The sequence below is a fragment of the Rheinheimera baltica genome (genome assembly GCF_030731985.1).
In the GTDB taxonomy this organism is placed as follows: domain Bacteria; phylum Pseudomonadota; class Gammaproteobacteria; order Enterobacterales; family Alteromonadaceae; genus Alishewanella; species Alishewanella baltica.
Genome location: NZ_JAPJDY010000005.1, coordinates 256,321 through 270,804, shown reverse-complemented (window position 1 = coordinate 270,804; position 14,484 = coordinate 256,321). Strand labels below are relative to the sequence as shown.

General features: G+C 44.1%; 18 protein-coding genes and 1 tRNA gene. 12 read left to right on the top strand and 7 right to left on the bottom strand.

The features are described from left to right. The first annotated feature begins 11 nt into the window (after positions 1-11). The 3 genes from ORJ00_RS10685 to ORJ00_RS10675 all read left to right on the top strand — a co-directional run bounded on the left by ORJ00_RS10685 (position 12) and on the right by ORJ00_RS10675 (position 2,041). Positions 12-632 carry a FlgO family outer membrane protein gene (locus ORJ00_RS10685; RefSeq protein WP_027671975.1) on the top strand — a complete coding sequence of 207 codons (621 nt, stop codon included), beginning with the start codon at positions 12-14 and terminating at the stop codon, positions 630-632. Next, the gene (locus ORJ00_RS10680) at positions 629-1,276 is read left to right on the top strand and encodes a FlgO family outer membrane protein (protein ID WP_305976604.1); all 648 of its coding nucleotides are present in this window, start codon (positions 629-631) and stop codon (positions 1,274-1,276) included. Before ORJ00_RS10685 ends, ORJ00_RS10680 begins: the two co-directional genes overlap by 4 nt. Positions 1,277-1,351: 75 nt before the next feature. Continuing rightward, complete coding sequence (locus ORJ00_RS10675) at positions 1,352-2,041, top strand: FlgO family outer membrane protein (protein WP_306125999.1); 690 nt, start codon at positions 1,352-1,354, stop codon at positions 2,039-2,041. A gap of 301 nt (positions 2,042-2,342) precedes the next feature. On the opposite strand, the gene ORJ00_RS10670 is transcribed toward ORJ00_RS10675, so the two are convergent. Continuing rightward, positions 2,343-2,621, bottom strand: coding sequence for a hypothetical protein (locus ORJ00_RS10670; protein ID WP_306139820.1), 279 nt, complete (start codon positions 2,619-2,621; stop codon positions 2,343-2,345). A gap of 109 nt (positions 2,622-2,730) precedes the next feature. Next, on the bottom strand, positions 2,731-3,600 hold the full coding sequence (locus ORJ00_RS10665; RefSeq protein WP_306139819.1) for a BrxR family helix-turn-helix transcriptional regulator: 870 nt from the start codon (positions 3,598-3,600) through the stop codon (positions 2,731-2,733). A gap of 308 nt (positions 3,601-3,908) precedes the next feature. On the opposite strand from ORJ00_RS10665, the gene ORJ00_RS10660 reads away from it, so the two are divergent. Both ORJ00_RS10660 and ORJ00_RS10655 read left to right on the top strand, forming a co-directional pair. Then, positions 3,909-5,059, top strand: a protein-coding gene (locus tag ORJ00_RS10660) for an IS3 family transposase (RefSeq protein WP_306139818.1) whose coding sequence is annotated in 2 segments (ribosomal slippage) — positions 3,909-4,149 and positions 4,149-5,059 — 1,152 coding nt in all. Because the reading frame shifts where the segments join, the coding sequence is not laid out codon by codon here. Positions 5,060-5,063: 4 nt separating this feature from the next. Next, entirely contained in the window at positions 5,064-5,639 is a 576-nt protein-coding gene (locus ORJ00_RS10655) for a hypothetical protein (RefSeq protein ID WP_306139817.1), read from the top strand. 397 nt (positions 5,640-6,036) lie between these two features. Here the strand turns inward: ORJ00_RS10655 and ORJ00_RS10650 are convergent. Both ORJ00_RS10650 and ORJ00_RS10645 read right to left on the bottom strand, forming a co-directional pair. Continuing rightward, positions 6,037-6,111 (bottom strand) — tRNA-Arg (locus tag ORJ00_RS10650). 48 nt (positions 6,112-6,159) lie between these two features. Then, complete coding sequence (locus tag ORJ00_RS10645) at positions 6,160-7,299, bottom strand: flagellar assembly protein T N-terminal domain-containing protein (RefSeq protein WP_306139816.1); 1,140 nt, start codon at positions 7,297-7,299, stop codon at positions 6,160-6,162. 123 nt (positions 7,300-7,422) lie between these two features. On the opposite strand from ORJ00_RS10645, the gene ORJ00_RS10640 reads away from it, so the two are divergent. Next, entirely contained in the window at positions 7,423-7,878 is a 456-nt protein-coding gene (locus tag ORJ00_RS10640; RefSeq protein ID WP_306139815.1) for an LPP20 family lipoprotein, read from the top strand. Between the two features lie 50 nt (positions 7,879-7,928). On the opposite strand, the gene flgN is transcribed toward ORJ00_RS10640, so the two are convergent. From flgN to flgA, 3 genes are all read right to left on the bottom strand, one after another. After that, positions 7,929-8,363: a flagellar export chaperone FlgN gene (flgN, locus tag ORJ00_RS10635; RefSeq protein ID WP_306125982.1), complete on the bottom strand. Its 435-nt coding sequence runs from the start codon at positions 8,361-8,363 to the stop codon at positions 7,929-7,931. Then, positions 8,360-8,680: a flagellar biosynthesis anti-sigma factor FlgM gene (gene flgM, locus ORJ00_RS10630; protein WP_305973618.1), complete on the bottom strand. Its 321-nt coding sequence runs from the start codon at positions 8,678-8,680 to the stop codon at positions 8,360-8,362. The genes flgN and flgM overlap by 4 nt, the downstream gene beginning before the upstream one ends. An 87-nt stretch (positions 8,681-8,767) precedes the next feature. Continuing rightward, a complete protein-coding gene (gene flgA, locus ORJ00_RS10625; protein WP_027671982.1) occupies positions 8,768-9,466 on the bottom strand; it encodes a flagellar basal body P-ring formation chaperone FlgA in 699 nt (232 codons plus the stop codon). Between the two features lie 152 nt (positions 9,467-9,618). Here flgA and ORJ00_RS10620 point away from each other — a divergent pair, with 152 nt between their 5' ends. The 6 genes from ORJ00_RS10620 to flgE all read left to right on the top strand — a co-directional run bounded on the left by ORJ00_RS10620 (position 9,619) and on the right by flgE (position 14,408). After that, on the top strand, positions 9,619-10,548 hold the full coding sequence (locus ORJ00_RS10620; protein ID WP_027671983.1) for a chemotaxis protein CheV: 930 nt from the start codon (positions 9,619-9,621) through the stop codon (positions 10,546-10,548). A gap of 16 nt (positions 10,549-10,564) precedes the next feature. Further along, positions 10,565-11,398, top strand: a complete 834-nt coding sequence (locus ORJ00_RS10615) for a CheR family methyltransferase (RefSeq protein WP_306139814.1) — start codon at positions 10,565-10,567, stop codon at positions 11,396-11,398. 72 nt (positions 11,399-11,470) lie between these two features. Beyond that, positions 11,471-11,872, top strand: coding sequence for a flagellar basal body rod protein FlgB (flgB, locus tag ORJ00_RS10610; protein ID WP_027671985.1), 402 nt, complete (start codon positions 11,471-11,473; stop codon positions 11,870-11,872). Between the two features lie 2 nt (positions 11,873-11,874). Then, positions 11,875-12,300 carry a flagellar basal body rod protein FlgC gene (gene flgC, locus ORJ00_RS10605; protein ID WP_027671986.1) on the top strand — a complete coding sequence of 142 codons (426 nt, stop codon included), beginning with the start codon at positions 11,875-11,877 and terminating at the stop codon, positions 12,298-12,300. Between the two features lie 11 nt (positions 12,301-12,311). Then, complete coding sequence (locus ORJ00_RS10600; protein WP_027671987.1) at positions 12,312-13,067, top strand: flagellar hook assembly protein FlgD; 756 nt, start codon at positions 12,312-12,314, stop codon at positions 13,065-13,067. Between the two features lie 18 nt (positions 13,068-13,085). Further along, positions 13,086-14,408 carry a flagellar hook protein FlgE gene (flgE, locus tag ORJ00_RS10595; protein WP_305973620.1) on the top strand — a complete coding sequence of 441 codons (1,323 nt, stop codon included), beginning with the start codon at positions 13,086-13,088 and terminating at the stop codon, positions 14,406-14,408. Positions 14,409-14,484: the final 76 nt, after the last annotated feature.

The window sequence follows — 14,484 nt, the reverse complement described above, 5'->3', positions numbered from 1 at the left end:
TTGAGGTGCATATGCAACTGTTAACGCCCTTTGTCATCGCTTTATTGCTGTGCGCTTGTAGTGCTAATCAGGCGCCTTTGGCATCAAACCCGCGTTCTGTAACAGCAGAACTAAGTGATTACCCGTTAGAATTCTATACTGATCGGCTTGCAGCAGGTTTATTGCAAAATATGCCTAAAGTTGATTTTGCAAATAAGCTTGGGCCAATCGTAGCGGTAACCAGCTTTTTGCCAATAGAAAAACTAAGCCTTAATGAGACAGATGCAGATGAAGTTCAGCTTGCGAATCAATTAGCCGAGAGTATGCTGACTTACGCGGTTAACCATGGTGTTAATGCCGTCGATTTCCGCTTGCGTAAACAGGTGCTGTTGCTACCCAATCACGAACAAGCGCTGACCCGCAACCTGGATGGAATAAAGCTACACAGTAGTGCTGATGCCGTATTAACCGGAACCTACTTAATTAAAGAGGATGGCTTAATGGTTAATGCCAGACTCATTGATGTGCAAAGTAATAAGGTGCTTGCGGCTGTTACCGATTATATTCCAATTAATGTATTTTGGAGTGACCAGCAAGTGATGAAACGCGGAAATCATCTATATCGCCATAGCGTAACCGGAGAGAAAAAATGAACAACAGTATAAGGTTGAGTTTATTTACGCTTATGCTAACAGGCTGTGTAGGGCCGGCAACGGGGCCTGATGGCGTTAACGTGAATGGTATCTCCTCGGCCCGGCAAGAGCGAATTAGCCATCAACAGGCATTTCAAAGCGCTACGCCAGCGATGATACAACGGCAACAGCCGTTGATTACTATTAATGAGTATTCAAGAAACCTTATACATGAATTAATGGCATTAAATCATGCCCTGGATGACGGCGCCTTTATCGGCGTAACCGATTTATCTTTCGTTGACAGTGATCTCCTGCATGGCAGTGTGCTAAGTAATCATTTAAGCGAAGCGCTAATTTACGATTTACATAAGTTTGGTGCGCCAGTAGTAGACTTTAAAGTCACCAACTACGTGCGTGTCACAGAAGGCGGCGATTTTGCTTTAAGTCGTGACTTCACCGAACTCAGTGCTGAATTGCCAATTAAATATGTGGTTACGGGTACTATGACAAAGCATAAAATGGGCCTGCTGGTAAATGTACGTTTAGTACAAATTAGCAATAAGCGGGTTATATCTGTGGCACGTACGTTCATTCCCGCAGCAGTAGTTCAAGCCATTTTGCAGCATGAAGCAGATCAGCAGCTGCAATTTAAGCAGGGATAAATACGATAAAGGTTAAAGTTATACGTAATTTGCCGATAACCAACTGATAGGTCACGTTGTTTATTGGAGAATTACATGAAATCAAGAATGCTGCTTACCGGTGTTATAGCTCTGCTTATCACCGGTTGTTATAGCCATCATCGTATTGAAAATGGCTATACGTATTGCAACAGTGTGGGAGAATGTAGTAGCGAAATTCGCCGGCAACATCATGATCATCATAGCCGTGATGCTGTTTCGCCAATGCCTCAGCAGCAAGGTAGTACAATGATTGGCTGGACACTACCTTCGCCAACCCTAACCAATCTTAATTCTAATAAACAGTTGGACGATTATGCTGCGCAAATGTCGATGCAGTTAGTCGATACATTGCATAATTTCCCCATTACGTCTCGCGTTGCTATAGCCTCCTTTGTTGAACTAGGATCTGAGCTTAATCGCACGAACATAGTTGGAAATCAGCTTGCAGAAAGCTTTATGCATCAGCTGCAGCAGTTTGGCATTGCCGTTGTCGACTTTAAAACCACGCGTGACATTCAGGTTACCGCAAATGGTGATTTTGTCTTTAGCCGGGCCCACAATAAGCTTGATTCAATACAAATGATTGATTACGTCTTGTCGGGCACAATGATACACACCCCAAAAGGGATAATGGTAAACGCCAGAGTGATTGATTTTCGCACTAAAGTTATTGCAGGCAGTGCCCAACAATTAATCCCACATTTTGTTATTGGTGCACTTTACTCCGATAATATCAGTCAGTAAGTGCAACGTTGGCTGCCCCAGCAGGAATCGAACCTTCAGTAATATCAGGCCCTAGAGCCTATCTTTTTTTGCTGTGGTGCTATCTGTGGTGCAAAAATAATTGCTTAGATTAATTAACAAATAATGTGCGCTTATCGGCCACCAAATCAGTCAGACTAAAGTCAAATTACTGACGGCAGGCAAGCCTTGGTTTACTTGTTCACATTATAGATATTCCGATATTCAAATCAGGTCAGGTCAACATAATCTTACTTAATAGGTTATTTAATGTTGACCTCGCCTTGTCATGTTAGTGTAGTAATCAACTTACTCTCAATTCAACGCCGTGCAGTTGAAACAGTGCTAAATCGCGGTTGAACCACTGCTTAAATGGACTGGTGTCAAAACCATGCAGCTCGGCCAATTGGGCGTAGCGCACTGCAGTATGCAGTAAGTCGGCGTAGCGCCAAATTTTGCCATAAGCCACCACATGTAATGCAGGCTGCTCGCCTAAAATGTCGATTGCCTGCATCACTTTGTGTAAATAACGCAGTTCTGCGGTCATTTGCTCGGTAACAAAATGCTGATTATGTTGACTCATGATCTAGGCTCCTGATTGCTTACCCTGAGCTTAGGTTGTCGGCTGGGCAATGAAAAGCATTAATCAGTTGCTCGAAATTTAACCTGTACGTTTTCGTTACAGGTTAAACTTAAAACGCATGCTGTTTAACTTCATCTAAATTGGCTACCACTATTTGCTGGGCTTCGGGCTTGGCTTCAATTTTAGTTAAATCCAGGTTTAGCGCCTGCACGGCATAGGGTACCAAAGCAGAGCGTACCGATATCACCCGTTTGTAATCCACCATATTGTAATCTTCAGCAATTATGGCTTTTTGATAATCAGATAAGCGTGAATCTGGTATCAGCGTAATATTCACCATGGTATTCCAGCGATCATCTGCTTCACGGCGCATCTGAGCATCGCCTTCAATGTCGTTAATGCTGCGAAAACGGCTTAATACAAAGTCACGATAATCACGGTTTTTTTCGCAATAGGCCCGTACATGCCAGCGCAGTGGGGTACATACTAGGGTGTGCGGCGCAATAATGCGGCTTTCTTCATCGGGGGAAGTAAGCGACACATAACCCATATCAATTTTTTTACCCTCCCGCGCGGCCTGCACCAAGGCGCGCAAAATATCCGGGTTTACCTGGCGCATTGGCGTGTTAAGCATTTCAGTGTGAGCAAAGCCTAAATCCAGTTGGCTAAAGGTGTGGGCAAAGTCTTTGGTGCTGGCCAGCGCATGCAAATATTCATCGGCCAGGCCACTGGTCATTTTAGGCGTAAAAGTGGCAGAGGGTTTATAGCCTTTAAGCTTGGTATCGTATTCCAGGTTACCCGGTGCGACATCACCTAAATAGGCGTTAATGTCTTTAGATGCCTGCTGGCGGGCAATACCAAAGCTATTACACAAATGATTGGTGGTTAACCGGCCTTCCCATAGCGCAACAATTTCAATCAGCCGGTAGCGCATTAACAGCTCCCAACGAATTGGCCAGCCAGTATTGGTTATTTCCATAATGTTATTACCCGTAATTTATCTGTGTATTAGTCGATACATTCCTAACTGGCAATTTATGCCAATTTATCACTGATAAAAATGCCAAAGCGGATAAAAACCAAACTATCTGCCTGAAAACCGTACACTGAACACCTGCACAGTATGGCGTGAATTTCGAAACGCCCTAATATGACAGCACACGGATGACATGTCACTGTTGGTTACATAAAGCCAAGTGCAGATGACAAGGATCAGGTGCAGGGTGATCCGTACCAACACTTTTGGACACTTTGCTAAGCGAGTACAATCGCTTAACGAGGTGAATAATGTCAACAAAGAAAATCCGCAAAACCCATACCGCTGAATTTAAAGCTGAAGCCCTGAAACTGGCTGATAAGATTGGTGTTGCAGCCACTGCCAGAGAATTAAAACTGCACGAATCTCAGTTATATAACTGGCGTACTGCGGCGGAGAAAAAGTCTACCACCAGTGAACGAGAGTCGGAGCTTGCTGCTGAATTTGCCCGTCTGAAGCGCCAATTGGCTGAGCAGGCAGAGGACTTGGCTATCTTAAAAAAGGCGGCCACCTACTTCGCGAAGAACCAAAAGTAGCCCGGTTTGAGTTTATTCTGGAGCATCAGCACCTGTTCTCGTTAATCAGAATGGTAGCGGTGCTTCAGGTGTCGCGTAGTGGGTATTATGCCTGGCGTAAAAGCGGCCTAACACCAAGCCCCAGGGCTGTGAAGCGTGCCGAGCGTGATGTGCTGATAAAGGAAGCGTTCGACGATTCCAAAGCGCGTAATGGCTCCAGACGTATTCAGGTAGACCTTGCTGAGCATGGCAAGAAACCGGATATCAAAACCATACTGAACAGCATGGAGCGCCAGGGTTTAGTGGCTAAAGCGGCCCGCAAGTTTAAAGTGACGACCGACAGCAAGCATTCGCTGCCAGTAGCCCCAAACTTGCTTGAACAGGACTTTAGCGCAACAGGCCCGAACCAGAAATGGGTCGGTGATATCACGTACCTGATGACCAGCGAAGGCTGGCTGTATCTGGCGGTAATCATTGATCTGTACTCGCGAGCAGTCATTGGCTGGTCGATGAGCAACCGTATGACAGCAGATCTGGTGTGCAGCGCATTGAACATGGCGTTGTTCCGTCGCGGCTTCCCTAAATCGGTGATCGTTCATAGTGATCGCGGCAGCCAGTATTGCTCGCATGATTACCGTGACTTGATTAAAAAGCACCAGTTGGTACAAAGCATGAGCCGTAAAGGCAACTGCTGGGACAATGCGGTAGCGGAAAGCTTCTTCCATTCATTGAAAGTTGAAGCGCTGCAGGATGAGCCAATAATGGATCGGGAAACAATGCGACAGCACGTTTTTGAATACATTGAGGTTGATTACAATAAGACCAGAAGGCATAGTGCTCTTGGCTATCTTAGCCCAGAGAATTTTGAATTGAAGAACAGCGCTTAGTGAAGTGTCCACTGTTGCTGGTACAGATCATATTATTGAAAACCGCTACGGCAGCAGGCATAAAACCCTTATTGCCACTGAAGCCAATAGCCGCTTTACGTTGTTTATACCGGTTGATTTACTGATGACGCCAGATCAATTATGCAAACGCCTGCAAATGGAATGGCAGTGGGTATTAGCCGAAACTTTGCGCTTATCACACATAATGTCGCGCAGTGATATTGCGATGCTACTAAGTAACCTATGCGAAATTAAATTTGAACCACAGTGGGTTAAAAACACCGACCTGCGTGTAAACGGTCATGTCAGTGACGCCGGGCTTTGGGTAAGCCAAACCCTGGCTGACAAACGGCTGGCTGAGCTATCGCCTGAACTGGCGCTGGAGTTAGCCATTTACCTTAATACTCAACCTAAGCGCGTGAATAAAGGCAAAAACAAGATTATTCCTGCGGAAAAACTACTGGCGTATTGCAATGCTTTAATTGAGGCAAGCCAGGCAACCATGAAAGCTGAGAAGTCCAAACAGCAACTGCAATCTAGTCAAAGTAATGTGGTTTATTTAAAAGATTTTAAGCACTGAGGATCTTTAGCTTTACGCCTGTAGAGAGGGAGTGGTTATGTAAAAGCTGATACCGTGAGTGAGTAAACCCCACGGTATCGAACCCGGTAATAATCAGATTTACTTACCAGTAAGTGCTGCGATAATCTCTTTGGACAGATTAAATGTAGCCTACAACGCGCGGCTTACCACTTCTTCTAATTCTGCTTTGGTCATAAAATCAGTTTCAATTTTTATTGCCTTACCTGCAGTGTCAAATACAAAGAGAAACGACTGCTTGCTACCGATACTGAAATAAACAGTTAACTTGTCATCAGGCCATTCGCAAGCTGCGATTGCTTTGAAATGCACTTAATGGTTGATATTAAAGGTTTTTGGAGTTGGTTTAGACCGTGTCAGACGGGGTTGTACTGACCTTTGGCTGCCCCAGCAGGAATCGAACCTGCAACTGCCCCTTAGGAGGGGGCCGTTATATCCATTTAACTATGGGGCAATGGCGCGAAAGTCTAGCAGAGTCGTAGTGGCTTTGGAACCAGTGTGATTAATAACTGGTTTTTTTTCGTACACTTACGACATCGCCTTGTTGAATATGCTGTATTAACTTGGCGTTATTTGTTGTTGCCCAGGTATGTTTATCAGTAAGGTCTGTTACGGTTAATATAACTGGATCTTGCAAAACGCGTTTTACTCCGGCGCTAATTGGATGGCGTTGTAATTGAAATAACACTAACTCGTCGCCAGCCTGTATGCCATGCATTTTGCCAAGTTCTAATCTTATTTGGTTGTTTTCAACTTGTTTAATACTGCTCAGCAAGGGTTTGCACTGCAGTTGCAGTTGTACTTCTTCTGCAACGGCCTTTAGCAATTGATCAATTTTTTGGCCATAGGGTAGCTGCCAGAACGCCATACTGTGGGTTAATGGCGCGCTTTTATTGTTATATATCCAATTTGCACTGGTTCGATATTCTTGCTGATACACCATAGCTTGTTCAAACAAATCATACAGACTAACGTTAAGGGCGAAAAAGCGTTGTTTTTCTTCGGCCTGCCAGAAACTGCTTGTGGTTTCACCCAGTGATAAGTCGTTAATGGTCGCCATAAGCATATACTGGTTGCCACGGCTAAATAAGCGGTCTGTGTCGGGATAAACTAACTGTTCTGGTGTTACGCTTTGCTGCATAGTGCTGACTAGCGCAGTAGGGCTGTAGTCGCGTAGGTGACGCTCAAGCTGTGTTGTTGCATCTGTGCCTAATTCAAAAAGTTGACCATAAATAGCATCTTGACGGGCTTGTAGCTGAATTTGACTGAGCAGCACAGGTTTACGATACGCGCTGCCCTGACACTGGGTAACTTCTGGTTCAATATCTACCCGGATGGTAACGGTAAGCATGTCTGCGCTTTGGCTTTCAGACATCAAATGTAGCTGCTTAATTTCACTGTTGCTGCTTATACCTAAATGTTCCGGCTGCAGTACGCCGTTAATAACTTGCTGACGACTATTAATATTGGCGCCTGCCACAAGTGCAGCACGTTTTACTGCATCGTCGACAGCCATTTGACGCGCTTGAGCCATATCACCTTGCTTTATTAAAGCTTGGCCGGTTGCTTCATACCAATCAGCATTAGCTGCGACGCTGAATAACAGGCAACTAACCGCGTTTAAAATGAGAAATTTGTTCATAGCACCCATACCAAATGATGATGTATTACATGATAAAGCAAAATACATGCCTTAATGCTGGCGCGAATTTTGCTGTAATATTTATAAATGTGAATTAGTCAGGATGCAATGATGAGGTGTTCGATGAAGATGCTACCGTGTCTAACTCTGGTGAGTGTGTTGTTAAGTGGTTGCACGTCATTTTATGACCGCCATGTAGAATATACGGACGTTAAGCCTGAAACGTTTCCTTTGTTGCGCGCTGTGGGCTATGCGCCTATTAGTGCCCAGCTTAGTAATGATCCTAAGCACAAGATGTTGCAAGCGATGAAAGCGTCTAAGCTCGATGCTTATAAAGAAATGACCGAAATGGTGTATGGCCAAAAAATTGACGCGACAACCCAGGTGCAGCATATGGTGCTAACTGACGAAAAATTATCAACCTCGATTAGAGGGGTGATAAGCGGGGCTCGTGTAGTTAAAACTTATGCGGTTGACGATGTGTATATTACGGAGTTAGAACTGGATTTTGCTCAGGTTTATTCGCTGTATCAAAATACTACGCCACGCCAAACGATTAAAAGTGTAAGGTATTATTAGTATTTAGTGAGCAGTATATTTGTGAGCACAGTAGCCTGATAAGCGCCTGGTCAGGCTTTTATCCCTTTGCCTTTACTGTCTACGGTTGGTTTACCTTTGCTGGTATAGGTGAGACCGGATTTTCCTCTGCTTGAAAGCAGCTCAGTTTTTAATCGCGCTATAGTCAACTGGCTTTGTTCTAAAGTTTGCTGATTAATATCATTGTGACGCTTACATTGTTCCAATTGTTCATCTAACGCAACTACGCGCTGCTTAAACCACTCTTGCTGTTTAACTGTGTTCAATTCAGGGTGTTTTGCTAACGCATTATCACTGAGCTGAAGTTGCTCAAGCACATTAGCTTTGGTTACTGTAAGCTGTTCTAAGGTGGTGATATCGCGGCTGGCTAATGCGGCAAGTTCTTGCCGCAATAGCAACAACAACTCATCCAGATGCTGTTGCTGCTGGTCAAATAATAAGGTGATGTCGTCAGAGGCTAGGGTCATTTTTTACCGAATATCTCACTCTCGAAATGCACTATACGCCTGGCCAGTTGCTCAACATTAATTTTGTATTTGCCTTCGGAAATAGCCTGCTTAATTTTGTCAACCTTGTCCTGGTCAATACCATTACTGTTACTGGCCTTTTCCGTTAGCTTGGAAAACTGCTGTGCCTGCGGCGTAATAGAAACAGAATCCTGCTTCTGGTTAGCACCTTGGCTGGCATTTTGTTGCACAGTTGCCTGCTGACGTTGAAGTTGTTGTTCAACTTTGTCATTTTTTACTTGCGTTGTATTTTGCAAGTTATTGATATTAATAGCCATGTTCAGACCTCATCACCTTTGTACAGTTCCTTATGTTCAGGTTAACGGCTTCATTAAGTAAAACTTTAGTAAAAATACAGAAATAATTTAAAATTTTACCCTGACTAAGTTTACTGCAATCACTTCTGCACTGATAGTACGTTTTGATTGCTGGTTTAGTATGCTAATAGTATCGCCTAAACTACCGTCAGACTGTGCTAAACCTGTTGCCGTTACATTAAGACCGCTGTCGCTAACTGATATTGTAACAACATCTCCTTTACAGACAAGGCAAAGATCCTGCAAGGTTAAAATTTGTCCCATCGACAGTGTTCTTTTGCTTCTTGCGCCTATTACCTGTGATGTATCGGTTACGATGCTACCACGAATAAACCGACGTTCGCGCTGCGCTATTGTTAACATATCGGCGGTAATTAAACTACCATTAGCCACATTTTGCTGTAACACCACGGCCTGAACAATCTCATCAATACGCACTGGCACATAAAGCTGCCAGCTGGCTTCAGTGTTACAACGGATCTGTATGGTATTTTGGCGCTGAGTTATGGCTTGCGACAGGCTGAATTCTAATGGTTGGGTACAGGTTTTATCGCCAATCCGGTTGTCCAAAGCGCTAATATCGATTTGCAAGTCAGTATCCGTTGGCAATTGTTGTTTTAGCCAAATGTCAGCTGCAGTAGTTAACTCAGCGGGCGAAAAATGGGTTTGCTGCGCAGTTACTGCGACACAAAAAAATATGCAAAATGCGGTAAGTGCCTGTTTAAATAAATTTTCGTACTTTTTCATATGGTTTCGGCTATGCTTTAGTGGCAAGGGGTTATAACATACGACATAATGTTGACGCTAACGTTGCTATCCTTGGTTAGTAAGCTCTTAAAGCAAGAATTGATCCCAAAGAAGCAGAATTTTATCCTGAACATGATACAAAGGAGTTGTCGATGGCCGGTGTGTTAGATGCAGTTAATCAGCGGACTCAGCTCGTTGGGCAAAACCGACTGGAATTATTGCTGTTTAAACTGGTTGGGCGCCAACGCTATGGTATTAATGTTTTCAAAGTCCGTGAAGTTTTGCAATGTCCGCCTTTAACTGCAATTCCTAAGCGCAACAAATATGTGCGCGGTATTGCCCATATCCGTGGGCAGACGATTTCTGTAATTGATTTAAGTCTGGCAACTGGCGGCAAGCCTATAGAAAACCTCAAGGACAGTTTTATTATTATTGCTGAATACAACCGTTCAGTGCAGGGGTTTTTAGTCAATTCGGTTGAACGTATTATTAATATCACCTGGGGCTCTATTATGCCTCCGCCTAAAGGCACCAGCGGCAAACAAAGTTATTTGACTGCAGTTACGGAAATTGACAAGGAGTTGGTTGAGATCCTGGATGTAGAAAAAATTCTAGAGGAAATTTCTCCGTCACCAACAAAGATCACCAAAACATTAGACACGAAAAGTATTACTGCTGATTTAGGAGATAGATTAATTTTGATTGCAGATGATTCTGCAGTAGCGCGAAATCAGGTGAAGCGAGCGTTAGAGGGATTGGGGCTGCAAATGCATGTGGTCAACAACGGACGGGAAGCCTTAACCTATTTGCAGCAGGTTGCCAAAGAGTGTCAGGAATCAGTCACAGAAAAAGTAGGATTATTAATTTCTGATATAGAAATGCCAGATATGGATGGTTACACCCTTACTGCAGAAATAAAGCTGGATCCCAGACTCAAACATTTACATGTTATATTACATACCTCGTTAAGTGGGGTGTTTAATCAGCAAATGGTGTCAAAAGTTGGCGCTGATGATTTTATTGCTAAATTTAATCCGGATGAGTTAGCCGAATCGGTACAAAAGTGGCTGCATGCCGATTAATAGTTAAGGACACCACGTGCCCAATAAAGAATTATTAGACAAAGAATATGTATTGTTCCGGGATTTTCTTGAACAGCAATGCGGCATAGTATTAGGTGAGAATAAACAATATCTGGTGAAAAGTCGTTTAGGGCCTTTGATGCAGCGTTTTAACGTTGCCTCTTTGTCTGAACTGGTGAGCAAAACACTCAGCCCATTTGAAAGGCAATTGCGCTCTGCCGTTATTGATGCAATGACAACCAATGAAACCTTGTGGTTTAGGGATAGCTATCCGTACGAACTATTAAAAAAACAAATTTTTCCCGAGTTGGAAAAAACGTGCCGTACCGTCAAAATTTGGTCGGCCGCGAGTTCAAGTGGCCAAGAGCCATACTCGATTGCTATGACAGCTATGGAGTATCAGCAAACCCGGCCGAGCGCTTTTAGTTTAGGTGTTCATATATTAGGTACTGACATCTCTAACACCATGCTGGAGCATTGCCAGCGCGCTGAATACGACGGTTTGGCATTGTCTCGCGGATTATCGCCTGAGCGGCGGACTAAGTTCTTTGAGGATAGCGGTAAGGGTATGATGAGAATTAAAGAACCCGTGCGTAAAAACGTTAACTTTCGTCATCTTAACTTACTTGATAGTTATACGTTACTGGGTAAATTTGACATTATTTTTTGCCGCAATGTACTTATTTATTTTTCTGCCGATGTTAAGGCAAAAATTATCCGCCAATTTGCTCAATCATTAAATCCGCGCGGTTATTTATTCCTTGGTGCTTCCGAATCGCTTTCAAGTTTGAACCAGGATTTTGAAATGCTGCGCTGCAACCCCGGTATTATCTACCGTAAGAAAACCTAACCCACCTAATTTCAGTTTTTGGCCTGAGTTTTGCATCGTGTTTGCCATCGTTAATAAACAGGTGGCAAAAAAATGGCAATCAGTTTTGAAAAAGCGTTTGGCATGCACCCTGAGGCTATGCTGGTTCGTGATCGGCGGGCTCAGGTGTTGGCCGAAAATATCGCGAACGCAGACACACCTGGCTATAAAGCCAAAGATATTGATTTTCAGCAGGCGCTAAATAACGCTAAGTCCCGACAGTCTGGCGCTATGTCGCGTACGCATGACCAGCATTTTAATATTTCGACTTCTTCGCAATACGACACTAAATTTCGTAACCCGGATCAACCTGATACGGGTGATGGTAATAGTGTTGATATCCATCGCGAGCGCAACGCGTTTATGCAAAATAGTCTGGAGTATCAAGCCAGTCTGTCGTTTTTAAACTCTCGTATTAGTGGCCTTAAAAAAGCGCTTACCGGCGGAGGACAGTAACGATGAGTGCATTTAAAATTTTTGACATTACCGGCAGCGGCATGACAGCGCAATCTGTGCGCATGAACACAACCGCCAGTAATATTGCTAATGCCAATAGCGTGAGTAGCAGCGTAGACCAGACTTACAGAGGGCGTCATGCTGTATTTGCAGCTGAATTGTCTGATGCAAAACGGATGCAGGGTGATGATAGTGTTGGTGTGAAAGTGCTGGGCATTGTTGAGTCTGATGCGCCGCTTAACGTTGAGTACGCGCCAAACCATCCGTTAGCCGATGAAAATGGCTACATCTACAAACCTAACATAAACATCATGGAAGAGATGGCGAACATGATTTCTGCATCACGTTCTTACGATACCAATGTACAAACAGCTGATGCAGCTAAGCAAATGGTGATGCGGACCCTGCGCTTAGGCCAGGCAAACTAAAGGCATAAATGATGACGAGTTCAGTAGATAGCAACTCCGCCCTAGGCGGCATGTACTGGGACAATACCAGTAAGGTTGAAGAAAAGAATAACGGGGCTTTGACGCAGGCAGATTTCTTTGCCTTGTTAACGCAACAGTTGGCGTATCAGGATCCAACGAAACCCGTTGAAAATGACCAGATGATTGCGCAGATGACCAATTTTACGATGGCTGATGGTATTGGCTCATTGAATCAGAGCTTTAAAGGTTTTGCCGAAAGTATGACGTCGAATCAAGCGCTACAGGCATCCTCTCTGGTTGGGCGTAGCGTGTTGACACAATCGGATGAGATTGTGTTTACCGGCGAAACCTTATCAAGGGGAAATATCGAACTTGATAAGCCAGCCACGATGATGAAGATCCGAATCGAGAACGATAAAGGGGAGTTGATACAAAGTTTTAGCGTTGAAAACCCCAAAGTAGGAAAGAACGAGTTCGTTTGGGATGGCACTACAAATGGTACAGGTAGTAACAGTACAACCCCTGATGATTCTACTGGAGAGACCGGCGCTGATGGCGAAGACGTTATCGATAGAGTTAATGCGGGTGTCTACAAAATTAAAGTAGACGTTAGTTATGCTGACGGTACAAACGGCAGTTTGCCCGTAAATGTTTATACGCCGGTTGGTAGTGTCAGCCTAAATGGCACTGCTGGAGGAATTATGTTGAACCTGATTGGACTGGGTGCAGTGAAATTGGGTGATGTGTTAGAGGTTTCATACACTTAACAGTGAGCTGAGGTAAATATGAGTTTTAATATCGCGTTAAGCGGCTTGGCCGCAGCACAAAAAGATTTGGACACCACGGCGAACAATATCGCCAATGTCAATACGACAGGTTTTAAAGAGTCGCGGGCAGAATTTGCTGACGTCTACGCTACGTCAATTTTCTCTTCTGGCCGAACTAAAGTGGGTGATGGTGTTGCTACATCATTGATAGCACAGCAGTTTAATCAAGGTTCGTTGCAATTTACCAACAATTCGCTTGATTTAGCCATTACCGGCGAAGGCTTTTTTGCCCTGACCCCTGATCGGCAGTCGCAAGATTTAACCTACACAAGGGCTGGTGCGTTTAAGCTTGATAAAGACAACTTTATTGTCGACAATAAAGGCAACTTTTTGCAGGGCTTTTCAGTCGATCCGGTGACAGGTGAAAACCAATCCGTCAGTTTAAGCACAACACAACCCATCTCTATTCCAACTTCTGCGGGTGCTCCCCGTGAAACCAGTAATGTTTTCCTTAGCATGAATTTAGATTCCCGCGCGGTTGAAACAGGGAGTATTGCTTTTGATCCAACTGATCGTTCAACGTATAACCATTCAACTTCTGTAACGGTTTACGACAGTTTAGGTGAGTCACACACTGTAACTACTTACTTTCGCAAGGTTGATACCACAGCGCCAGCTCCATCACAGTGGGAAACGCGTTTGGTGTGGGACGACAACGTTGCAACACCACCAGGTCCTAATTCGTGGTTCAGCGGTGATGATTTGTATTTTGATTCAAGCGGTAACTTCGATACCACATTAGGTGTTCCACAAATAGTACTGCCTTTGGCCGATCTTAACTTAGCCGCCAACGGGTACCTGAATAATGGTGCTCAGTTTGGTAATGATGTTGTGGTTAACTTCCGTGATGCATCAGGCGTGCGTTTACCTACACAGTATGCGGCAAATTTTGATGTAACCAATCTCAGTCAGGATGGTACAACAGTTGGTAACTTAACCGGGGTTGATATCGATGCGTTTGGTCGGGTATTGGCAAGCTACAGTAATGGTGACTCTACCTACCTGGCACAGGTTACATTAGTACGCTTTGCTAACGTGCAAGGTTTAAAGCAAGTGGGTAACACGTCCTGGAAGCAAAGTATTACCTCTGGCGAGCCGATTGGTGGCCAGGGTAATACCGGCACTTTTGGTGCCGTAAACGCGTCAGCGTTGGAGCAATCAAACGTCAATTTAACCACAGAGCTGGTTGACTTGATCAGTGCGCAACGTAACTTCCAGGCCAACTCCAGAGCGCTTGAAGTGAACAGTACCTTACAGCAGACAGTACTGCAGATACGCTAATTTTTGACGGAAAAAGCACCACCGCTTGCGGTGGTGCTTATTTATTAATGCATTAATAAATAATAACATTTTCGTA